Below are 22863 nucleotides of genomic sequence, written 5' to 3'. Positions count from 1 at the left end.
CCTCCCAGTCGCCGCCGCAGTCCACCACGCACGCCACGGCGAACCACACGTCCCAGTACGACCACTCGCCAGACGGTGCCGGATGAGGCCACGGTTCCGGGCTGAACGTCGGCCGCCTGTGCCTGCTTGTGGCCCTGTCCGCTGTGCTCTCCAGCGCATTATCGCACCGGAGACGGCGGCGCTCGCAGCGCACGGCGGAGGTCCCTGTGTTCGAGCGCAGCCGAGAACTCGGGGGAGTAGCCTCGCGGGCGTGACCGAGGCATGGACCGACCACGCGCTGAAGGCGCTCCGCGCCGCCCGCCACAACGCGGACTGCCCGTCCCTGCTCGCCCTGCTGCGTGCGCATGACCCCGTCGGAGTGCTGCAGCAGTGTGGAGACGCACTCACCGCAGCAGTGTCCCGGGGCCTGCCCGGCGCCCGGGAGGCAGCGACCGCGTGCTCGTCCGCACTGCGCGAACGGGGCTGGCCCGGAGACGAGGTCCTCGCCGAACAGCTCGACACTGCGGGCGGCCCTGCCCTCTGCCTGCTGCGGCCGCTGCCGGTCGACCTGGAGGAACTCTCCAGTCTGCTCGAAGGGGACCCGGCCTGGGGTGGTGGCCGTATCGACCTGGACACCGGTGAGTGCCGGCCTGCCCTCGCGGACACCGAGGAGTCATGGGACGAGGAGGAACCGGAAGGCATTGAGCGGTGGCTCGACGTCCCGTGCGAGGGATCGCGGGACGCCTACCGCGACATGGAGGACTTCATCACCACCCTCGACGACCCCGACCTCGCCCGGTTCCTCGGCATCGCGATCCAGGGTCCAGGAGCGTTCCGCCGCTTCAAGGACATGCTGGCCACCTCGCCGGCGCAGTTGCAGCGGTACTGGTTGTTCTCCGCGGAGCGGCAGCAGGGCCGGGCCCGGGCCTGGCTCGCCGATCAGGGCTACCGGCCGGCGCTGTCGGGCGGCCACTGACCTGGGTGCCTTCAGGGGCCCCCGTGCCGGTAGGCCTCGATCCACTCGGCCCCCTCGGGCGCCGGATCCGGCAACGGAAGGTCGAGAATGCCGATCGCCTGCCGGTGCCTGCCGCGCGTGCAGACCGCCACGATCTGGCTGCCGGGCAGCAGGTCCACCTTCTTCACGGTGACCTCGACCCCGAGAACGACCGTCTTGAACGGCACAGCCAGCTGCTCTGCGAGCATCGTGAAAAGGCCTGTGAGCTGCTCCTCGCCGTCGTAGGCGTCAACGGTGGCCTGCTCGACCAGCTCATCGAGTTCCGCATCGCTCAGCTGTCCGTCCACAGGGAACAAGGTACCGGCGGTGCCCGCAGGTGCCCTCGCTCGGTCAACCGCCGGCCACCCCACGTACACGCCGTCCCGCACGCGAGGCAAGAAGGTGCTCGGCACTCCTCCGATCAAGCTGACACTCGGCAAGACGAACTAACTATCGGCGGTCACCGAGGGTTCGGCCTTCGCTGAGCGCACCCATTGCCCGAAGACCCCTGACCAGGCATTACGGTCAGGGGCCTTTGCTGAACGCTACTCGGTTGCTGCCGTGGCTACTGATGCGATCGGCTACGGGCGGGGCGAGGAACCCGTGAAAGCCACCTGCTCAATCACAGGCGCACAATGACCAAGGCGGTGTCGTCGGTGACGCCGCCGGGCAGCAGCAAGTCGGAGAGCAGGGCGTCAGCAAGCGCTCCCGCGTCGGCTGCCTGGTGGCGAGTCAGGGCGTCGGTGAGCCGGGCGAGGCCGATGTCGATGTCTTCGCAGCGTCGTTCGATGAGGCCGTCGGTGTAGAGGGCGAGCACGGAGCCTTCGGTGAATGGCACGGTGGCCTGGAGCCGAGGGCCGTGTTCGAGGCGGGCGCCCAGAGGAGGGTCGGTGGCCTGCTCCAGGAACTCGACGGTGCCGTCGATATGCAGGAGGGCTGGCGGGGGATGGCCGGCGCTGCTGTAGGTGATGCTGTGGGTGTCCCAGTCGATGAACGTGCTGGCCACTGTGGTGTTCTCGGCGCCGTCGACGGAGCGGGCGTACAGTCCGAGGACCTCCAGGGCCCGGGCGGGGCCGTCGGCGGCGCGGGAGGCGGCGCTTAGCGCGCTGCGCAGTTGCCCCATGACCTGGGCTGCGGACAAGCCATGCCCTACGACGTCGCCGACGGCGGCCGCGATGCGGTCGCCCGGCAGGTCGACCAGGTCGTACCAGTCACCGCAAACGTTCAGCGTGTCGATGGCCGGCCGGTAGCGTACGGCTGCCGGGTGGCGGCCGACCGGGCGAGGAGCGGGCAGCATCGCCTCCTGCAGGCTCAGTGCGACTTCGCGGGCGCGAATGAGTTCGGTGACTTCCTCCAGCCGGTGCATCAACAGCGTCATTCGCCCGGCCGAGTCGAAGACGGGAACGTTGATCATGCTCCAGTAGCGTTCGCCCCGGACCCCGGGCTCGTCAGGGTCCTCAATGTCGTAGCGCTGCAGCTCCATGGTGTTGGGCACACCGCTGTCAGCCACCTGGCGCATTGACGCTTGGATGTTGCGTACCACGGCCGCGCCGGGGTCGTTCGGCATATCGGCGTAGTCGTCGCGAAGGTAGCGGCCGATCACTTGTCCGCGTGTGCGGCCCAACGTGCGCAGGAAGTCTTCGTTGACGTCTGCGTAGACAAGTTGGGGGGTGAACAGTGCGATCGCCCCGGGAAGTGCTTGGAACACCGCTCTGTAGTCGATCTCAGGTTCCATCACATCTATCTCGCCTCGATCACCATCTTCCCACCTGATGATTGATGTGGCGAGCCAGGGCACTGTTGCCGTGGAGCAGGTCACCGGCACCCCGCCCAGCCCGCAGAGCCTCTCGGTGGGCCGCTATATCCGGGACGGAGCCTTGCATCCGGTCGCCTGTAGCACTCACCTTGTCCCCAGAGGCGGCCCGGCGCCTCGTCGGCTGGCTCACGGCTGCCGATCCTGGGCACCCGCGGGAGCGCGTGCGATTCACAACGTCGTGGACGTCTCGGCCACCGCTCAACGTTGTCCTCGTCGAATCCGCACTGGCCGCGGAGATCGACGAGGACACTGGCCAGGACCGGAGGCCTGGCGGCACCAGGTGCGGTTTATCCGCCTCCATGAGGACATGGCGCCACAAGACGTGGCTGCCTTTGGCGAGGGCGCCGTGCCAGCCGCCAGATGATCGCACGCCTGTCTGCTCCGTTCATCTCGAGGCAGCTTCGGGACGTCGGCAGCGATCCTGGCTCGATCTTCCCTCCCCGCGCTGCCTGCACGGCCTGACGGCGGCTGGAAAACTTCTCCGGGTATTCGCCGCAGCCGCCCGCAGGAACCCGGTGACAGCCGGACAGTGCCGGATCCTCTCAGCGGTCATCGGGGGCGGTCTGGCGCTTCTCTGCGTGCGGCACCTGCCCTGACCAGCAGAAAACACTCCCAAGGGAAAGCTGAGGGTGGGCGCCCACCGGTAGGACTTGAACCTGCGGCCAAGCGCTTGGAGAAGATGCGGGCAAGTCTGGTGGGCTGGGGCGCCGGCACTTGTTCAGTGCCGCGCTGGGCTGTTGAGTACCGCTGCTGTCCGTCGCCGTTGCCCTCAGCGCTGCCGTCGATGCCGTCGGCCTCAGCTTCCGTGAGCATCGCATGGAGGTGACCTGCCAGTGCCGAGGGTGCATCACTTCGCGCGGGGGCCGCCGAGCCATCGTTCTGACCTGGCTCGGGCCTGTCGGTTCCTCGCCCCGTCGCACGATGCCGGCCGGGCAACGACACTGGTCGGTAGGGCGCCCTCTTGGAGGCGCATGCCCGCGACGGAAGGACGGACCCCATGCCCACGGACTCGGTTCCCGGCCTGCTGCGGTTCCTGGTCTTCGGAGCGGCTCTGCGGGCTGATTCTGCCAACGCTCGCCTCGCCTCCCTCGTGGCCCGGCTCATCTCCGACACCGGTGCTGCCGTCGACCTCGCCAGAATGCGCGACTTCGACCTGCCTTTGTACGACGGTGACATGGAGGCTGACGAAGGGCTGCCGCCTGGCGCTCTCGCCCTACGGGACCGGCTTGAGCAGAGCGATGCCTTCGTCATCTCCTCGCCGGAGTACAACGCGTCCGTGCCGGGAGTACTGAAGAACGCCATCGACTGGGTCTCGCGTGTCCGGCCGCAGCCGTTCAAGACCAAGCACGCGCTGCTCGTCTCCGCCTCGCCGTCGCTGGTCGGAGGCAACCGCGGGTTGTGGGCTCTGCGGGTTCCCTTGGAACACCTGGGCACCCGCGTCTACCCGGACATGTTCAGCTTGGCCAACAGCTACCAAGCCTTCACCGAGGACGGAACGCTGGCCGACCGGGGGCTGCAACAACGTCTCAGCGAGACTGTGTCGGGTTTCCTCAGCCTCGTCGAAGCGGACGTGCGCTATGTCTGCCTCGAACGCCGTTGGTACGAGTTCCTGGGGGACGGTACCGAGGCGGCCATCACCCAGCGCGCCGAGAAGTGATGGCGGACGCCGCAAGTTCGGGCCAACCCGGCGGGGCAGACGGACGGATGTCCACTCACGTCGAGGTATCAGAGCGTGCGGTTACGTGTAATCCGGGCATCTAGTTCCAAACGCCTCTACGTTGGACTTTGACGCCACCACCGCTTTGTCTCCTGCCTTGGTGGCCGCATCGTCCGGGACAGGCCACCCTGGCTGCAAGGCTGCAAGGCTGCAAGGCTGCAAGGCTGCAAGGCTGCAAGGCTGCACGGCTCGACGCGGCGCTGAGTCACACGCTGATGGTGTGCACTTATCAGGTGTATCACCGGACGTGGCCCACAAGTCGCGCACCGTGCTGAAGCGGACGAAGACGCAACTGCAGTCCACTGGCTGGCTCCCGTACATCCCGCCAGCGGTCGCCGCGGCGATCTTCCTGGTCATGGCGGCCATGGGACAGCTGATTGACTTTTGGCAGGCACCCCTGTTCTGGCTGCCGGCCGGCATCGGTATCGGTCTGCTCGCGACAGCCGCGTTCGACGTGATCACGGTGAAGCTGGGGCTGCGGCCCAACGAGGCGGTGCCGCTGCGGCGTGACGATCTCGCCGCCTTCGAGATCACGCGCTCACGACGTTCCTGCCGCTCCTACCAGAGCGGCCAGTTGATCGACGCTCACCGGGAGCAGCTCGGCAGCCGCTTCGACCCCGAGCGCGACCACGTGATCTGTGTCTGCGCCGTCGGTTACCGGTCACGCTTCAAGCCGCTGACCATTCGCGTCATACAGCGGTTGCAAAGTGGCCGGCTCCCTCTGACATCGTTGTTCTTCGCGGACTCCCGCATCCAGCGCCACTGGCCGTCGATGCCCTGCCGTTCGCGTTGTTCGGGCGTACCTACGAGAGCTGCCAATGGTCGCCGTCGGCCTTCAACGGACAGTCCACTCGCGGCGTCGCCGTCACCGACGAGGCCGGACAGGCCATGAAGCGCCCCGACTTCTACAGCACCACCACGTCGCGGTTCTACGCTCCCGCAGCGCTGGGGATATGGTGCGCGAACTGGGAAACCGGCTGCGACGCGCTCGGCATCCCAGGGCACTTCCAGGTCCTGACTCTGGAGGAGCGGGGTGTATCTGATGCTCCGGAACTGCCGCGGTACCACATGAGCTGGATCGCCAGGGCCGACGCCGTTGCGGTCTGAGTCCCGACCGAACCTCCTCCACCATGGGACCGTCGAGTCCCCGGCGGCGAACGGGGGCCAAGCTCCCTGAGCGTTGGCCAGGCCGGCGACGGCCTGGTCGTCCCCAGAGCCGCCCCTGGGCGATCCAACCCGCGAAGCTCTCGTTGAGCACCCTCGGACAGCTCAGAGACGGGCCGAGTAATACAGCTCAGAGACGGGCCGAGCAATGCTGTTGTGGCCTGTCTCCTGATGCCTACCTTAGCCCGTTATGCCGGACTCCATGCCCCGTTCGATATGAGCCACGGGTGTGTGCTCACTGTGGCCTGCCATGGCGTGCTGAAGCGGGATGTCCCGAGTAGCGTGGGGAGGAGGCTGTACTGAACGACTGCCTTCACCAATATCGCCCTCGCCCTCACGGGCGTTCACTGCTGGTCGGACGTGGTACGCACATCCCCGGATCGGGCGCTGAATGGCCATGAAGGGTGTAGTCCGAACAAGTGCTAGCGAGGCGATCATGGCCTTTGCCGCTGCCAAGGACGGCACACAGATCTACTTCAAGGACTGGGGGGCGGGTCAGCCGGTGGTGTTCTCCCACGGCTGGCCACTGATCGCGGACGCGTGGGATCCGCAGCTGAAGCTGATGGCGGACAACGGTTTCCGGGCCGTGGCCCACGACCGACGTGGAGGCGGACGGTCCGACCAGCCGTGGATGGGCAACGACCTGGACACGTATGCCGACGACCTGGCATCGGTCCTGGAGAACCTTGATCTCCACGACGCCATCCTGGTCGGTCACTCGACGGGCGGCGGAGAGGTGACGCGCTACATCGGCCGGCACGGCTCGAGGCGTGTGGCCAAAGTGGTCCTGCTGGGTGCGATCCCTCCGTTGATGCTCAGGACGGAAGCGAACCCGGAGGGGCTGCCGATCGAGGTCTTCGACGAGATCCGGCAAGGTGTGCTGACGGACCGGTCCCAGTACTACAAGGACCTCAGCGCTCCGTTCTACGGTGCCAACCGCGAAGGCTCGTCCGTGTCACAGGGGACCCGTGACGAGTTCTGGCTCTGGAGCATGACGGTAGGCGTCAAGAGCGCCCACGACTGTGTCAGAGCGTTCTCTGAGACTGACCTCACGGAGGACCTCAAGGAGTTCGACATCCCCACGCTGATCATTCACGGCGACGACGACCAGATCGTCCCCATCGTGGCATCCGCGAAAAAATCGTCGCAACTGGTCAAGGACGTGACCTTCAAGGTCCACTCCGGTGCTCCGCACGGACTGTCGATGGTGCCGGAGTTCGCGGGACGGTTCAACAACGACCTCCTTGAATTCGCACGCGGCTGACCGACCAGGTGCCGTTTCACCGGTCTTCCCGCGTTCACGCGGCCGGCGACAGACCGGTGGCCGGCACGAGCCCGAGGAATGCCCATGTCTCAGCAAACGAACATCGCCGCACAGACAGCTTTCGCAGAGGCGGTCATCACCGGCGACCTCGCGGCCCTCGACGGGATCGTCGCACCCGACTCGATCGACCATGATCCAGCCCCAGGCCAGGTGCCGGGGCCCGAAGGGTACAAGGCCATGTTCGCCGATCTGCGGGCAGCCTTTCCCGACCTGCACGTCGCGGTGGAGCATCTGGTGGCCACCGACGACGAGTTGGCCTTTGCCTACACCATCACCGGAACGCATCTGGGGCCGCTGATGGGACGGCCGGCGACCGGCAGGAAGGCAAGCTACCGGGGCATGCAGATCAGCCGCTTCGACAGCGACGGAAAGCTCGTCGAACGCTGGGGCAGCAGCGACGAACTCGGCATGCTGCGCCAACTCGGACTCACCGAGTTGTGACCCCAAGAGCGGGATTTCCGATGGTACCGGGAACAACCAGCTCGCACGCGATCGGCCACCGTTCCTATCCATGCGGTGCCGAGAGGACGCTTCGGGTCGGCGGAATGTTGAGGTCCTCGGATGGCAAACGGTCAGATGCGCGGTCCGCCGACTCAACTAGCAAATCCGACAAGCGGGGCTGATACTGACGAATATGGATGCCAACGGCGGGTCAGTTCGTGGCTCTTCGGACCAACACGGGGCATCAGCGGTGGATGTTCTGGTAATCGGTGCCGGGCCAACCGGGCTTCTGCTGGCGGGCGACCTCGCCGACTCCGGGGTCAACGTCACGCTGGTGGAGCGGCGCGATCACGAATCCAACCTGAGCCGCGCCTTCAGCATCCACGCACGAACCATGGAGGAACTCGACGCCCGGGGCCTGGCCGACGAACTACTCGCTCTCGGCTCACCGGTCCGGGCGTTGCATCCGTTCGGCCGCATCAGCATCGACTTCTCCGGCCTTCGCACACGCTTTCCGTTCCTGCTGATCGTCCCCCAATGGCAGGTGGAGCGTCTTCTGCTGCGCCGGGCCGAGGAAGCGGGAGCGACGATAGTGCGGGGGACTCGGGTTACAGGGATACGGCAGGACCCGGGCGGCGTGGACGCGGAAACGAACCATCCGGACGGTGCCACGGCCACACTTCGAGCGCGCTACCTGGTCGGTACCGACGGAGCGAGCAGCACCGTCCGACAGAGCCTGGGCATGCCGTTCCCCGGCAAGTCGGCCATCCGCTCCGTGATGCTGGCCGATGTACTGCTTGAACGCGCCCCTGACGAAGCTTTCAATTTCGCCTCGAACCAGCACGGCTTCACCTTCTTCGCGCCGTTCGGGGACGGCTGGTACCGGGTCATCGCCTGGGACCGGCAACAGCAGCAGCTGCCCGACGATGCGCCGGTCACGATGGAGGAGGTCCGGGACATCACGAGGCGAACCATCGGTGACGACCTCGGGATGCACGATGCCCGTTGGGTTTCCCGCTTCCACAGCGACGAACGACAGGTACCCCGCTACCGGCAAGGGCGGGTGTTCCTCGCGGGCGACGCCGCGCACGTCCACTCGCCCGCCGGGGGCATGGGCATGAACACCGGGATGCAGGACGCCGCCAACCTCGGCTGGAAACTGGCAGCTGTCGTGCGCGGCTGGGCTGATGACGAGTTGTTGGACAGCTACCACACGGAGCGCCATCCGGTCGCCCGAAGGGTGCTGCACGTCAGTCACGCACTCCTCACGGCCGTCATCACCGGGTCACCTGCAGTCCGCGCGTTGCGCGCCTCGTTGGCCGCCATCGCGCACCAGCTACGTGTCATAGAGCCGCGTGCGTCCCGCAGCATCTCCGGCATCGGGATCGCCTACCCCGCACCCTGGGGCTCCCACCGGCTTGCCGGGCGCCGGGTACCGGACCTCCGACTGGCAGGGGAACCGGCACGGCTGTATGAGGTCCTGCGACGAGGCACGTTCGTACTGGTGGGCCGCGACGTCGCCGCAGTCGCCGCGCCGTGGGAAGGGCGGGTGGTGACCGCATCCCCCGCAGCCGGCCTGCGGCTCACGCTACTGGTCCGACCCGACGGTTACGCCGCCTGGGCGGCCGAGGACCCCGATCCGGACGAGGTTCGCGAAACCTTGACGCGGTGGCTGGGCGAGGTGGTCGGACAAAGGTAGGCGAGGCGTGGTCGCGCGCGGCGGAACGCCCTCTCAGGCCGCGCCGTAGGGGCACCCCTGCGGCACCTCTGCGGTCCGGTGCACGAAGGCCGGCCGTAGCTCGGGATCCTCGGGGTCGTAGTAGCGGTGGAACACCGCGGTCGCCCCTCCGGACAGGGGCGGGACGATCCAGCTCCAGTCGGTCGGCACCGGGCGCCCGTGCCGCCTCTCGCGGTCCACGTGCGCGAGGAACCGCCGCGACTCCGTATGGTGGTCGGCCATGCTCACCCCCGCCTGCTCGTAAGAATGCAGGACCGCCAGGTTGAGCTCGACCAGGGCGCGGTCGCGCCACAGAGTGCGCTCGTTGCGGGTGTCGAGGCCGAACAGCTCGGCGACGGCGGGCAGCAGGTTGTAGCGGTCGGTGTCGGCGAGGTTGCGCGAGCCGATCTCGGTGCCCATGTACCAGCCGTTGAAGGGCGCGGCCGGGTACGTGACCCCGCCGATCTCCAGCGACATGTCGCTGACGGCCGGCACCGCGTACCAGCGCAGACCGAGGGCGGCGAACCCGGGATGGTGCGGATGCGTCAACGGCACCTCCAGCACGGCGTCCTCGGGCACCTCGTAGAACTCCGGAGTCAGGCCGGAGCCGGGCTGCACCAGCAACGGCAGTATCTCGAAGGGTGTTTCACCGCCTTTCCAGCCCAAGTCCCGGGCCAGCGCCACCCGGTGGGTGCTGCGCGGGTCGTCCGAGTAGCGCACCAACTGCTCGCCCAGCAGCGTGGCGGCGGGACGGCCGGGGCGATCGGGGGCGAAGACGCTGATGACCGGCCGGATACGGCCTCCGTTGGTCGCGATCCGCAGATGCTCGAAGCACTCACTGGCGATGTCGTCGGGATGCGTGACGTGCCGCAGGTCCCGCACGATCAGATTGTTCCAGTAGAGCCGGCCTATGCAGCGCGCCGCGTTGCGCCAGGCCACCCGCGCGCCGTACGCCACCTCCGCCGCAGTGTGTTCGTACGTGCCGAAGCGCTCCACCTCCGCGGTGACCTCCGCGAGCCGCCGACGCGGGTCGCCGGCGCCCGGGTTCTCGGCGGCGTACTGCCGGATGAACACCTCGGCGGCCGCCAGGACGGCCTCGTGCGCCGACGGTCGGCGCGGAGCCGGGCCGGACGAAGGGGGGAGTTGCATCGGATTCTCTCCTGCTCGGGGTCTGGTGCTCACACGAGCCCGGCGCGCCGGCGGTGGTACGGCGGCCGCACGGCCGGGAGCGGACGGGGCGATGCCGAGTCCGGCAGGCGGGCGCGGCAAGCGAGTGGCCGCACGGCCGGGGCCGGGTCGGCCGGACGCTCAGTCCTCGGGCGGTTCCCGCAATTTCCGGGGCAGTAACGCGGCCTCGAGTGCGGGCACGTCGAAGGGGTCGAAATGGATCCGCTCCTGCGGGATGCCCTGCCGGGCCAGGGTGGCGCCGGCCTGCGTGACCATGTCCACCGGGCCGGAGAGGAACGCCTCGTGCCGGTACCACGGCCCGAACTCGTTCAGCACCCGCGGCAGGCTACCCTCCAGCCCCGCAATACGCTCGTGCGACACCGCGGCCCGCACAGAGAGCCAGTGGTGCCGCTGGGACATCCTGAGCATGTCGTCCAGGCCGTAGAGCTCCTCGGCGGTCCGAGCGCCGACGAAGACGTCGACGTAGCGCTCTGTCCCGGTGCGGGCCGCGTCCTCGACCAGGGCCTTGATGGGGGCCATGCCGGTCCCGCCGGCCACGCACACCAGATCCCGGTCGCTGCGCGGGTCGAGCGTCATGTCGCCCTGAGTGGGTCCGAGCCGCACCACGTCCCCGGGCTTGGCGCTGTAGACCAGGCCTTGGCTGACCTGGCCCTGGGCGACCGCACGCACGTGGAAGGTCACGGTGTTGTCCGGTCGCGGCGCGTGCGCGGGCGAGTAGTAGCGCCACGTCTTGGGGTGCCAGGGCGTCTCCACGCTCGCGTACTGGCCTGCCGTGTACGGGTAGGGCGCGTCGGGCCGCACGGTGATTTCCGCGATGCCATGGCCGCGGTGCAGGTGGTGGATGATCTCCGCCTCCCACACCGCGGGCGCCGTGCGGGCGTCCTCCCCCGCGGCGTGCATCATCACCTGTGCGACGACGCCGTATCCGTGCGTCCATGCGGCGGCCAGCTCAGGGCTCCACGCCGGACCGGCGTAGCGGGCCAGGGCTGCGAGCAGGCACTCGCCCACCGCGGGGTAGTGGCCGTTCAGCGCCCCGAACTTGCGGTGGTCGCGACCGAGCCGGCCGCAGAACCGGATCAGGTTCTCCGGGTCGTCGACGAGGTCGACGATCTGCAGCAGCCCGCGCAGCAACCGGTCGCGCTGGACGTCCAGGTTGTCCGGGAAGAGCCCGCGCACCTCGGGGTAGCGTGCGAACAGAATGGCGTAGAAATACACCGTCATGTCCGCTGCGTACGCGCCGACCACGGCCACACTCGCGCGCATCAGGGCGATTTCCTCCGCAGTCAGCGGCACGAGGTCCGGCAGCGCACTCGGCGCCGGGGGCGAGGGAGTGGAAGGAGGCGCTGCTGATTCCGGTGACTGCGCCGTGGCATCCGGTGCGTCACGGCGTCCTCGCGACGCACGGGAGAATATCACCGGGCGCCTCCCGCTTCAGATTGAATCGTCATCACTATGAGGGAAATTCAGTGTCAGAGCAGTGGGGAGCGGAGACCGCCGTGACCGCTGCACATCCGGTCGCGGTTGCCGGGGACAGGCCGATGACCGGCACGGGGTTCCGCTGTGCCGGATGCCCATCCAGCACCCAGAAAGGGTCCGCCATTCGGCTGTGGCGCCGTATCGATACGACGCCAGGGATCAACTTGACTGGCATACGGGCAACTTGGGAACGGACGGGGCGGAACTCCCTGGGATGTCCTGCCGTTCGGTGGCGATCGACAGGACCGCATTCACCCTAATACACAATCTTCACCCGTCAACCAAAGGATGGGCACGACCTCGCCGCCACTCGCGTGCTTTCGCCCCACAGGCCGGCCTGCCACGCGTGTGTTCGGCGCCGAGGAGGGGGAGTGGACGCGGAACCGACCGGAGGAAGTGTGTGGATCCGGCCGGAATCAGACCGCGGCGCGGCAGCCCGGCAACTCCGCGAAATCCGCGTCCGCTTCTGCCGGTGAGATGCCGAAGCCCGCTCGAATTGCCAGCCGAAACCAGTCGGTGTCGGGAGCTGCGGTGGATTCAGAAGTCATGGCTCACGACAGCGTAATACCCAGTGAATTCACCGAGATGAACATGATCTCTGTCGGTAAATCCGGATAACCGGGGCACTCGGGTTCCCGGGCAGCGGTATGGGTGACCCGCGTGAAAACCCTGGTTCGGGCTGATGATCCGGCCGTTTGTGTTCCTGCCGTCAGGCTGCTTGCTGGGGCTCGTTGATGGGGCCGCCGAGTAGTTGAGTGCGGCGGACGCGGCCACCGAAGGGGATGACAGGTGCCGTCTGGCTGGTCTCCGAGGCTTGGGGAGATCGTTGGTGTGGGGATCGGTGGGGGCGGTGCCGGTTGTAGTGGTCGGTGTAGGTGTTCGGGTCGGTGCGCGGGTGCCGTTCGTTCATGATGAGTAGGCGGTCGGTGCACTCGCGGCGGACGGTGCCGACCCTGCGGCTGCCGAATATTTCGTCCGACCAGGTCAGGCGGCGTGTCGGTACTCGTGGATCACTCCGGCGAGCCGGTCTCGGCGGCGTATGTCCAGACAGGAGATGCGCCCCGGATCGGTGATTGGTTCAGGGACCGCGCGCACGCTGCCGCCCCGGATCGGCGATCACGGCGCGAAGGAGCTCCAGGAGGGCGGCTGCGACGGACTCCGTCACGCTGGGTGGCTTGTCGGGGAGGGTTACGTGGATCTTCTGAGGGGTGGCCGTACTTGAGTACGGCTCGGCTGGGGGCTGAGGCATGCGCTGCCGGGCGCCGGGCCGGGTGACTCGTGGGTGCTGACACATCCCGTATAGAAATGGTGCACGTCGGTTTTGCCGCCTTGCGCCGATTGATCACTGTTTGGGGCAAGGCGGCTGGCCGCTTAATCCGTTGGTCTGTCCCGGCTCGGACTGATTCCGGCGACAGCCGACTCGTCCGACATTCGCGGCAGGTTCCCCATCCTTCTCAGCTTCACCGCATCCGCCTGATCGCGAGCCACCAGCTCCACGAGCGGTCCAGCTGCCTGCTTTGCAGCGCCCCACGATGCGGAGTGCGTCTCTGCCCTCCGCGGCGGTATTCGATTGGCCGGTACTCCCCGTTCGATCAGCAGAACCTTCTCAACCCCGGACCGGGAACGACTAGGCTTGATCGGCGCCCCCGTGTCCTGGCTGGTGGGCGTGCGGGGATGGTTGAGGAGTTCGGAGCGGTAGATGGCGGGGATGCCCGAGCGGATTGGCCGGTACACGGTGGCCAAGGAGCCGGGGTACCGCCGTCGTAGCAGTCCCATATCTGCAGGAGCGCGCCGTTGCCGGAGCCGTCGGCGTCCATATGCGTGCGGTGGGTCATCGTCACTGGCGTCGTGGAAAGCGGCGCGAGCGAGGTCGCAGCCGATCACTGCGGCGGATCCGGCGAAAGGGCGTCGCGGAGTTGGGCCCTGGCGCGGACACCCAGCTTGGGAAAGATCTTGTGCAGGTGATAGCCGACGGTGCGGGGTGAGAGGTACAGGCGGGCCGCGATGTCGCGGTTGGTCAGGCCCTGGGCAGCCAGTTCCGCGATCTGCCGTTCCTGCGCGGTGAGTGCGTCCGCCGCACTCGCGGCCGTCGCCGCCGTCATCGGGGCTCCTGCTGCCCGCAGTTCCGCGGCGGTGCGATCGGTCCAGGGCCGGGCGTCGAGCCGCTGGAAGCACTCCAGCGCCGCGTTGAGGTGCGGGCGTGCCTCGGTGCTGCGGCGGCGCCTGCGCAGCCACTCGCCGAAGTCGAGTCGGGTGAGCGCCCTCTCGAAGGGCCAGCAGTCTGTGGCGGAGTCGGCGAGGGCGGCACGGAAGTGGTCCTCGGCGTCCTCGGTGTCGCTCAGCAGGGCGGTGGCCCGGTGGAGGACGGCGGCCAGCCGGGGGGACCTGTCGGGTTCCAGGCTGTGCTCGACGGCGTCGACCACTGTGCGCGCGTCGTCCGTCCGGCCGGCGCGGACCGCCGCGGCGGCCAGGTCGCCCAGGTAGTAGACGGAGGCGTGGTAGTGGACGGGAGCGGGGCGGAAGTCGCGGGTGAAGGTGGCGCGCAGCTGCTCGTAGGCGTCGGCGTGGTCCCCGGCGACGAACGCGGCCATGCCCAGGGCGTGCCGGTGCCTGACCTGGAGGCTCAGGGACCTGCGCAGGTCCACGCCCCGTACGGCTTCCATGGCCTGCGCTCGCGCGGTCGCATGGTCCCCTCGCAGCGCGCGCAGGGTGGCCTGGAGGATGCAGGAGCCCAGGGTCACGTTGTCGGCTCCCGCCTCGGTCGCCATCCAGAACGCCTCGTCCGCCGCGTCCTGGGACGCCGTCCACGAACCGCTCTCGAACAGGGCGAGGGCGAGCGCCTGGGTGACGGTCGCGTTCGTGCCCGCGCTGCCGGCGCGGCGTATGACGTCCATGGTCTGCCCGAGGAGGCGGACGGCCTGCTCGGTCTCGTCCAGGATCCAGGTCGCGCCGCCGAGCGCCGTCAGATCCCCCAAGGACTCCGGCGACATGGCGGCCAGCGCGTCCTTCAACAGCCCCATGAGCCGGGCCCGTTGGCGGTGCGGATCGATGGCCGACTGGGTCCAGGCGAGGGCGGCGGGGTCGCCGGTTTCACCGATCAGGGCGCCGATCCGGCGCAGTTCGGCCCGGTGGAAGGCCGTACCGGAGTTGTAGACGGACGTCGCGGCGGTGTGCAGGGCACCCAGCGCCAGGTCCGGTGCCGAGGTGGCGGTGGCTTCGGCGACACCGAACAGCAGGGTCAGCGCGTCATCGTGACGGAGTGTCACGCCCAGGGCCCACCCGCCCAGCAGGGAGGCCTCCGCCCGCAGCCGCGGGTTCTCGGTCAGGCCGCCGACCCGGCCGCTGAGCTCGTCGACCCATTGCGGATGGCCGGCGAACATGGCGGCCTGCGCGGCCATGAGCAGGCGCCGGGCACCCATCTCCGGTGCCGGGGTCAGCTGAGCGGCGCGTTCCAGTGCCGACGCGGCCGCCGCGTACCCGCCCCGGGCACGCGCCCGCTCGGCACTCTCCGCCAACGCGTCGGCGACCTCCGAGTCCTGACCCGTCGCCGCCGCGGCCAGATGCCAGGCGCGGCGGTCCGCTTCCCCGGTGAGAGCGGAGGCCAGGGCGAGATGGGCTCGGCGACGCTCGGCGAAGGAGGCCGAGTGATAGATGGCCGAGCGCACCAGCGGGTGGCGGAGCAGGACCTGGCCGTTCTCGATCCGCACCAGTCCGACGCGCTCCGCCGGGTCCAGCGCCTGCACGACGTCCGACGACGGAGCGGCGCGCAGGAGGTCGGACAGGTGTCCGGTGCCCGCTGCGGCGACCAGGAGAAGTGCCTCGCGCGTGGCCTCGGGCAGCCCGGGCAGGTCGGCGGCGAACAGGTTCTCCAGGCGTGCGGTCAGTGGCAGGGCGGCGCCGCCGTCCTGACCCGTGCCGGTCCGGCCCCGGGCAAGAGCTCTGGGCAGCTCGATCAGGGCCAGCGGGTTGCCGGCGGCCTGCTGGAGGATCTGGGCGCGGGCCCGGCCGCGAGGCGGGTTCGGCTGCGCATCCAGCAGCAGACCCGCCGCCGCCCTGTTCAGCGGGCCCACGGACACCTGCGGGAAGTCCCGGTCGAAGCGGGCCGGCACGGAGTCCTCGCGGGCCGCGAGCAGCATCACCACCGGTTTGCCCTCCAGGCGCCGGGCGAGGAAGCCCAGCACGTCCACCGAGCCGAGGTCCAGCCACTGGACGTCGTCCACGAGCAGGAGCAGCGGCCGGCGCGCGGCGGCGTCGCCGATGAGGGCGAGTACGCCGACGCACAGCGACAGCTGGTCGAGAGCCGCGTCGTCCGGCGCCGCCGTCAGCCCGAAGGCGCGGTCGAGGGCCTCCCGCTGCTGGGCAGGCAGTGCGTCGCCGGGAAGCAGCGGGTGCAGGAGCTGATGGACACCCGAGAGCCCTAGTCCGGCCTCGCCCTCGCTGCCGCGCACGCGCAGGATCCACAGCCCGCGTGCTCGGCCCTGCCCGGCAGTCCAGTCGACGAGGGTGCTCTTGCCCGCTCCCGGCTCCCCGGTCAGCACGAGTACCTGCGGGCCGGTGCCGTCGACCGCCCCGAGCAGTCCCTCGATGCGGGACAGCTCGGCGGTCCTGCCGAGGATGCCCGGCTCGGCGGGGTAGTCGGGACCCACGTGCACCATGGTCGTACTCCTCCAGCCGGTGATCATGACCCCGGTCATCCTGTCAGTCACGGCCAGCCGCACGCGCACATACCGTCGCACGCGCACGGGCCGCTGCCCGCACGCAAGCCGCGGCGGGGCCGCCGCCCGCGGTCCTGACGCCGGTCAGGCCGGAAACGGCGGACGACCGGTCATGTGACAGAAGCATCGCGGCCTCGTTTCCCCGATTATGAACTCGGCCAGGGAACATGCCCGCAGCCGTGGGCAGCCGAGCAGGTCCGGAGTACGTGTATGACGGTCCACCCATCCCGACCGGCGACCGGCGAGGAAGCCGACCGCCGGTCCTGCCGTACGGCGGCATCGCGTCCCCTGGGTCGTGACAGCGAGATCGAGCGGATCCTGCGGTGTGTGACGCGACAGCCCGGCAGCCCCCAGGCGCTGCTGCTCCTCGGGGAGGAGGGGATCGGTCGTACGACCTTGCTCCACCATGCCCGGGAACGGGCCATCGGCGACGGCATGCTCGTCCTGTCGGCGCAGGGCTGGGCCGAGGACCGTTGCCGCGCCCGCGCCTGCCTGCAGCAACTGCTGGCGCCGGTCCTGGACGAGTTGCCCGGCCTGCCCGCCGTGCACGGACAGGTGTTGGGCGCCGTCATGAACCCCGCCTCCCACGACGGCGGGCCGGACGAAGGGCCGGACGACGGACAGGTGCAGGCCGCATTGCTGGCGTTGCTGGACCGGCTCGCCACATTCCGGCCGGTACTGGTGTGCGTGGACGACATCCACGCCTGCGACCGCGCCTTCGTCGACGCGCTCTGCGCGGGGATCCGGCTCCTGGCCGGTCGCCCGGTCAGGCTGCTGCTCACCGTGCGCGGCGACGCGCCCCCGCCCGGCCTGCCCCCCGGTATGGAGACGCTGCACCTGGGCCCGCTGAGCGTGCTCTCGGCCGCGGCGCTGCTGGACCGGCAGCCGACGGCGCCCACCGCCCGGTGCAGGCTGGAGATCCTGGAGGAAGCCGAAGGAAACCCCTCGGCCCTGGTCGAACTGAGCCGCCGTGTGCCCATGGACTCCCGAGCGGGGGGCGGCGACGGCGTGCCGGCGCGTCCTCCCCTGACGGCTCACGCCTTCGCGGCACGATTCGACGCGCTGCCTCCCGAGACAGGACGGGCCCTGCTGTACGCCGCGGCGGCCGTGCCTGGGGAGAGCGTCGCCACCCTCATGGCGGCCCTGGACACCGACGATCTCGCGGTGTGGGCCCCGGCGGAGGCGGCCGGTCTGGTCTCGCTCATCGAGGACCGCCTCGTCTTCCGACATCCGCTGGCGCGGTCGGCCGTGTTCTCGCGGCATCCGGCGGGCGAGCGGCAGCAAGCCCACGTGGACCTCGCCGAGGCCGTCACGCAGCCGGAGAACAGAGCACGCCACTTGGCCAATGCCACCGTGCGAACCAGCGAGTCCGTGGCCGCCGCGCTCGAGGACTCCGCGTGGCGGCACGGGGACGTCGTGGGCACCGCGCGGGCCCTGGAGCAGGCGGCCCGGCTCAGCCCACGGCCGCGGGCACGCGCACGCCGGCTGGCCGAAGCAGTGGTGGCGGCGCATGCGGTGGGGGATCCCGGCTGGGTCAGGGACCTGTACGGCCGGTTCGTCCAGGACCCGGGGGATCCGGAACTCGCCTGCGCGGCGGCCGGCGCCCTGGCCTCGACGCTGTCTCTGGAGTCCGCCCAGCGGGAGGCCTTCGATCTCCTGGTCGACGCCTCGGAGCAGTTTCCGGTGGTGGGCCCGTCCGTCGCGCTCGCGCTGACGGCGGTGGCGGCGGGCATTGCCGTCCAGTCCGGTCTGCCGGAACACCGGGCCGGCCTGTCCACACTGCTCGACCGTGCCCGGGAGGCCGACGGTGCCCAGGAGGCCAGGGGCGCCCGGGAGGCCAGGGGTGCCCGGGAGGCCGGCCGCGGCCGGGGAGCCGACCCGGTCCGGGAGGCCGAAACCGGCCGGCCCCGTCCTCTCGTGACCGAGCCGCAGAGCCACCTGGACCGGCCGGAAACGCAGCAGGCACTGGACGCGCTGGTCAGCGCGGTGGTCCGGCCGCAGTCCGCGACAGGCTCGCCGAAGAGCCTCGTTCGTGCGTACGGTGTACCGCTGGACGGCCTGGAGACGCCGGCCTGCCGCATGGCAGCGCTCTCGGCGGCCTACCTCGCGGACGAGGCGGACGTGTGTCTGGGACAGTTCCGCGAGAGCGACGCCCAGCTCCGGACCGCCCGTGCCTTCGGCATCCGCGGCTGGACCGTCCTCGCCCTTGTCGACACCCTCGTGAGCATCGGGTGGTTCACCGAGGCCGAGGACCTGGTCCGGGAGGCCACGGCCGAGGCCGCGGTGCTGCGCCTGCCACGCCTCCAGGCGGATCTTCAGGCACAGGCCCTGGCCCTGCAGGCGCTGCGCGGAACCGTCCCGCCGGAGCCCTGGCTCACCCCGCCGATCTGGCGCGTCGTCTGCCTGGACGAGAACCGGGCCACCCACGCACGCCTGCTGCGCGCTCAAGGACTCGCCTGCATCGCGCTCGGGGACTGGGACGGCGCCTGGCGGCAGCTGCGTGAGCTGTTCACCGTCGACGGTTCACCGTTGCACCCCGTCCTGTCGCCCCGGAGCATCGCCGAACTCGCGGTCGCGGCCCAACGCACCGGCCGCACGGCCGACGTCGTGCCGATCCTCGCGAGGGCCCGGGCGGAGCAGGGGGACCGCCCGAGCACCAGGATGACGCTGCTCCTGCACCATGCCACCGCCCTGATCGACCCGGACGAGGACGCCGAGCAGCACTTCCACCTCGCCCTGGTCAACCACGAGGCGGACCGGTGGCCGTGGGAACGCGCCCACGTCCGCCTCAACTACGGCATCTGGCTGCGGCGCGGCCGCCGGACACGCGAGGCGCGTCAGCAGCTGACCACCGCGCGGGAAACCGCCGAACGCCTCGGCGCGGGCGCCCTCGCCACGGCCGCCGCCCGCGAACTGCGCGCCAGCGGAGCGGCACCCACCCCCGACACCTCCGGCCTGCTGGAGCAATTGACGGCACAGCAACGGCAGATCGTCCTGATGGCCGCGAGCGGCCTTTCGAATCGTGAGATCGGTGAACAGCTCTTCCTCTCGCCGCGTACCGTGGGCTCCCACCTGTACAACGTCTACCCGAAGCTCGGCATCAGCCGCCGCCAGCAACTGCGTGACCTCCTCCAGGACAGGTGAGGCGGGGACCGGCCGGTTCCGTACGAACCCGCCGACGAGGGGCGCCGCCCAGCCAGAGGAGAGTGCGTGATGGGGAGAACCCCCGGGGGCCGGTCGGGCGGTGACTCCCGCGCGGCCGTCGTCCTCGACCCCGTGGTGCGGCGGCTCGTCACCGCGTCCGCCGCGCCCCCGTCCCTCGACGACCTCGGCCCCGACACGGCGCGGCAGGCGCTCCGGGAGGCCCAGGTCGACCGGTTCGGGGACTTCGACGTGGACGCGGTCTACCGCGTGGCATCGGTCGGCCCGTCCGGGCTGCTCGGATTCTGGACCGTCCGCCCGGCCGGCGCGACCGGCCCGCTGCCGACCCTCCTGTACGTGCACGGCGGCCGGTGGACACTGGGCGATGCGCAGACCCATGCCCGCCTCATCAGCGAAGTCGTCAGGGGCGCGCAGGTGTGCGCCGTCGTCCCCGAGTACAGCCGCACCCCGGAGGTCCGCTACCCCGTGGCGCTGGAGGAGTGTTACGAGCTGCTCGTCCGGGCGGTCTCCCGAGCCGACGAACTCGGCCTGGACGCACGCCGGGTGGCCGTGGCGGGCGACTGTGCCGGTGCCACGCTGGCCGCCGCCGTGACCATGCTGGCGAAGTCCCGGGGCGGGCCGCGGCTCAGCGCACAGCTGCTCTACTACCCGCTCACCGACTCCCGCTGCGACAGCCCCTCGCAACGGCAGTTCGCCACCGGATACCTGCTCACCCGCCGTGCCCTGCGCACGTACTGGGCGCGCTACGTAACGGACGCGGCCCTGCACGACGAGCCCACCGCGTCCCCGCTGCGGGCACGCACTGAGGACCTGGTGGGGCTGCCGCCGACGCTGATCGTCACCGCGGAGGCCGACGTGGCCCGGGACGAGGGCGAGCAGTACGCGCGGAATCTGTGCGAAGCCGGGGTCGAGGCGTCCGCCGTACGGTTCCTCGGCACGGTCCACGACTTCGTGGCCCTGCATGCCCTGCACGACAGCCCGCCCACTCGGGCAGCTCTCGTGACCGGTTGCGCCTTTCTGGGTGCCCGATTGCACTGAGGGCGTGCGGAACGGGCCGGTGACCAGTCGACCGACCGATGCGTGGCTTCGTGCCTCGACCGCATGCTCACCACATGCCAACCGTGATCGACCCCCACGGGGAGAGAAGCTGGTGGACGGCTTCCTGCACGAGTCCGCGAGCCCAGGTGCTGAGCACCCGTTCGGTTCCGGCGCGCGAGAGCCTGGACTTCTGGCACGACGCCGTGCTCGCGACCCTGGTCGGGATGGAGATCGCCACCGACGGCCGTACCTATGACGCGGCCATGCGCACCGATCACCTCGGCGACCTGCGGATCATCACGGTGGAATGCGATCCGGGCCGGGTCCACCGCTCACCGCGCTTCATCGCCCGCGGCGACGGGCGGGACATCTTCGTGGCGCTCCAGAGCACCGGCCGGGCCCAGGTCGAACAGGACGGCCGCACCACCGAGCTGCGGGCCGGTGACATCGGGTTCTTCGAGACCGTCCGGCCCTTCCGCACCACCTTCCCCGAGCGCTTCCGGTTGAAGATCTTCGCGGTCCCGCGGGACCTGCTCGGGCCGTCGGAGGCAGATCTGAGTCGACTCACCGCGCAGGCCGTGCGTCCGAGCGGTGGTCTGACCGCCCTGCTCGCCCCGCTGCTGGAGCGGCTGGCGGACACCTCCGAGGCGTACGCGACACCGGTGGCGGAGCGGCTGGCCGAGGGCGTCATCGGCCTCATGGCGGCCACGGCCGTGGATCAACTGGGCGAGGATCTCGCCGTACTGCCCGGTGCCGACCGGGTCCTGCTGCTGCGGATCAAGGCCTTCATCCGCTGGCACCTGGCGGATTCCGGTCTGACCCCCCGGGCCGTCGCCGACGCCCACGGCATCTCCGTCCGCTATCTGCATCGCTTGTTCGAGGCCGAGGACACCACCGTGTGCCAGTGGATCCGGGAACTGCGCCTGCACGAGTGCCGCAGGGACCTCGCCGTACAGGCACCGGGATCCGTCAGCCTGGGACAGGTCGCGCGACGCTGGGGTTTCAGCAGTCCCGCCCGGTTCAGCAGGGCCTTCCGCAGTTCGTTCGGCCTGTCTCCCACCGACTGGCTCGACCGGCAGCGTGCGAATCGCGTGATGGGAGAAGTACTGTGCTGACCGCATCGCTGACCACCCCCGGCCAGGGGATTTCCTTCTCCACCCGGGGACTTGCCCCCAGGGACCGTGTCGCCGCCTGGGGACGCGTGCTGTCGCAGGTCTTCGTGGGTCTGGAGGTCGCCGTTGAGGGCGGCCGCCCGTGGGCGGGAGAGCTGACCGCAGAGCGTCTGGGCGCACTCCAGGTCGCCACCGAGGAGTTCGGGCCGGGAACGATCCTACGCAGCGCCCGCACGGTGGCCGAGGCCCCCAGCACCCACATCCTGGTGCGTCTGCAACTGGACGGCACCGCACTGCTCCTTCAGGACGGCCGCACCGCCGAACTCCGGCCCGGCCGGCTGGCGTTCCATGACGCCCGGCGCCCGTACCGGATCGTGCTGCCCCAGTGGCAGCGGGCCCGGGTCCTCATGCTGCCCCGCGCCCTGCTCCGGTTGGAGGAAGGGCAGCTGTCCGCGCTGACGGCGACCGTGGTGGACGACACCGGGGACGGGGCGGCGGCGCTGCTGATGCCGCTGCTGCGCGGGCTCGTCGACGAGGTCATCCGGGCGGACTCGACCCGACGCGACGACCTCGCCCGCATCGCGGCGGAGATCCTGGCCACCCTGGCCCTGGAGCAGGTCAGCAGTCGGTCCGCGCCGGCGCTGTGGGAGAGGATCACCGCATCCGTCCAGGTCCGGCTGCAGGATCCCGGACTCACCCCCCAGGCCATCGCCGATCAGCACAGCATCTCCCTGCGCTATCTGCACCGGATCTTCCAGCTCCAGGGCACCACGGTCAACGCCTGGGTGCGCACCCGACGGCTCGAGGCGGCGCGTGAGGAGCTGGCCCACGCCGGCGCGGCCCACCGTTCGATCGCGGCGGTGGCCGCCCGCTGGGGTTTCACCAACCCCTCCCACTTCAGCCGGACGTTCCGCGAGACGTACGGGATGTCGCCGGTGCAGTGGCGCGGTGTGCACCTGGGGACCTGACGTCCGGTCGGCACTGTTCCCGGAAGGGCAAGAGCCGGGGCGCTGTCTGCAT

At 70.0% G+C, this 22863-nt stretch carries 17 protein-coding genes; 11 read left to right on the top strand and 6 right to left on the bottom strand.

Features of this window, described 5'->3' with window-relative positions; translation table 11 throughout:
• The first annotated feature begins 250 nt into the window (after window positions 1–250).
• Window positions 251–955 carry a UPF0158 family protein gene (locus tag ACWDEN_RS40470; RefSeq protein ID WP_450862957.1) on the top strand — a complete coding sequence of 235 codons (705 nt, stop codon included), beginning with the start codon at window positions 251–253 and terminating at the stop codon, window positions 953–955.
• An 11-nt stretch (window positions 956–966) separates the two neighbouring features.
• On the opposite strand, the gene ACWDEN_RS40465 is transcribed toward ACWDEN_RS40470, so the two are convergent.
• Together ACWDEN_RS40465 and ACWDEN_RS40460 are read right to left on the bottom strand one after the other, a co-directional pair.
• Window positions 967–1281, bottom strand: a complete 315-nt coding sequence (locus ACWDEN_RS40465) for a hypothetical protein (protein ID WP_450862955.1) — start codon at window positions 1279–1281, stop codon at window positions 967–969.
• Between the two features lie 314 nt (window positions 1282–1595).
• Window positions 1596–2711 carry a PP2C family protein-serine/threonine phosphatase gene (locus tag ACWDEN_RS40460; protein WP_450862953.1) on the bottom strand — a complete coding sequence of 372 codons (1116 nt, stop codon included), beginning with the start codon at window positions 2709–2711 and terminating at the stop codon, window positions 1596–1598.
• 1075 nt (window positions 2712–3786) lie between these two features.
• On the opposite strand from ACWDEN_RS40460, the gene ACWDEN_RS40455 reads away from it, so the two are divergent.
• The 6 genes from ACWDEN_RS40455 (at window position 3787) to ACWDEN_RS40430 (ending at window position 9134) form a co-directional block, all read left to right on the top strand.
• Window positions 3787–4446 (top strand): NADPH-dependent FMN reductase, encoded by a 660-nt coding sequence (locus tag ACWDEN_RS40455; protein ID WP_351605317.1) that lies wholly within the window; start codon window positions 3787–3789, stop codon window positions 4444–4446.
• A 307-nt stretch (window positions 4447–4753) separates the two neighbouring features.
• On the top strand, window positions 4754–5398 hold the full coding sequence (locus ACWDEN_RS40450) for a hypothetical protein (RefSeq protein WP_450862951.1): 645 nt from the start codon (window positions 4754–4756) through the stop codon (window positions 5396–5398).
• A complete protein-coding gene (locus ACWDEN_RS40445; protein ID WP_450862949.1) occupies window positions 5395–5613 on the top strand; it encodes a hypothetical protein in 219 nt (72 codons plus the stop codon). The genes ACWDEN_RS40450 and ACWDEN_RS40445 overlap by 4 nt, the downstream gene beginning before the upstream one ends.
• 493 nt (window positions 5614–6106) lie before the next feature.
• The gene (locus ACWDEN_RS40440; RefSeq protein WP_450862984.1) at window positions 6107–6934 is read left to right on the top strand and encodes an alpha/beta fold hydrolase; all 828 of its coding nucleotides are present in this window, start codon (window positions 6107–6109) and stop codon (window positions 6932–6934) included.
• A gap of 84 nt (window positions 6935–7018) precedes the next feature.
• Window positions 7019–7435 carry an ester cyclase gene (locus ACWDEN_RS40435; RefSeq protein ID WP_450862947.1) on the top strand — a complete coding sequence of 139 codons (417 nt, stop codon included), beginning with the start codon at window positions 7019–7021 and terminating at the stop codon, window positions 7433–7435.
• 250 nt (window positions 7436–7685) lie between these two features.
• The gene (locus ACWDEN_RS40430; RefSeq protein ID WP_450862945.1) at window positions 7686–9134 is read left to right on the top strand and encodes an FAD-dependent oxidoreductase; all 1449 of its coding nucleotides are present in this window, start codon (window positions 7686–7688) and stop codon (window positions 9132–9134) included.
• 33 nt (window positions 9135–9167) lie between these two features.
• Here the strand turns inward: ACWDEN_RS40430 and ACWDEN_RS40425 are convergent, their stop codons facing one another.
• The 4 genes from ACWDEN_RS40425 to ACWDEN_RS40410 all read right to left on the bottom strand — a co-directional run bounded on the left by ACWDEN_RS40425 (window position 9168) and on the right by ACWDEN_RS40410 (window position 16471).
• Window positions 9168–10301, bottom strand: coding sequence for a nitric oxide synthase oxygenase (locus ACWDEN_RS40425; protein ID WP_450862944.1), 1134 nt, complete (start codon window positions 10299–10301; stop codon window positions 9168–9170).
• Window positions 10302–10460: 159 nt separating this feature from the next.
• Entirely contained in the window at window positions 10461–11603 is a 1143-nt protein-coding gene (locus ACWDEN_RS40420) for a globin domain-containing protein (RefSeq protein WP_351605303.1), read from the bottom strand.
• Window positions 11604–12232: 629 nt separating this feature from the next.
• Window positions 12233–12364: a hypothetical protein gene (locus tag ACWDEN_RS40415; RefSeq protein WP_351605301.1), complete on the bottom strand. Its 132-nt coding sequence runs from the start codon at window positions 12362–12364 to the stop codon at window positions 12233–12235.
• Window positions 12365–13696: 1332 nt separating this feature from the next.
• The gene (locus ACWDEN_RS40410; RefSeq protein ID WP_351605298.1) at window positions 13697–16471 is read right to left on the bottom strand and encodes an ATP-binding protein; all 2775 of its coding nucleotides are present in this window, start codon (window positions 16469–16471) and stop codon (window positions 13697–13699) included.
• Window positions 16472–16741: 270 nt separating this feature from the next.
• On the opposite strand from ACWDEN_RS40410, the gene ACWDEN_RS40405 reads away from it, so the two are divergent.
• The 4 genes from ACWDEN_RS40405 to ACWDEN_RS40390 all read left to right on the top strand — a co-directional run bounded on the left by ACWDEN_RS40405 (window position 16742) and on the right by ACWDEN_RS40390 (window position 22811).
• Window positions 16742–19675 (top strand): helix-turn-helix transcriptional regulator, encoded by a 2934-nt coding sequence (locus tag ACWDEN_RS40405; protein ID WP_351605295.1) that lies wholly within the window; start codon window positions 16742–16744, stop codon window positions 19673–19675.
• Window positions 19676–19744: 69 nt separating this feature from the next.
• Window positions 19745–20731, top strand: coding sequence for an alpha/beta hydrolase (locus tag ACWDEN_RS40400; protein WP_351605293.1), 987 nt, complete (start codon window positions 19745–19747; stop codon window positions 20729–20731).
• Window positions 20732–20805: 74 nt separating this feature from the next.
• Window positions 20806–21846, top strand: a complete 1041-nt coding sequence (locus tag ACWDEN_RS40395; RefSeq protein ID WP_351605291.1) for a helix-turn-helix domain-containing protein — start codon at window positions 20806–20808, stop codon at window positions 21844–21846.
• Window positions 21840–22811, top strand: coding sequence for a helix-turn-helix domain-containing protein (locus ACWDEN_RS40390; RefSeq protein ID WP_351605288.1), 972 nt, complete (start codon window positions 21840–21842; stop codon window positions 22809–22811). Before ACWDEN_RS40395 ends, ACWDEN_RS40390 begins: the two co-directional genes overlap by 7 nt.
• Window positions 22812–22863: the final 52 nt, after the last annotated feature.

The organism is Streptomyces sp. NPDC001153, assembly GCF_053598315.1.
The sequence above is the reverse complement of the archived record's forward strand: the minus strand, read 5'-3'. Positions and strand labels throughout refer to the sequence as shown.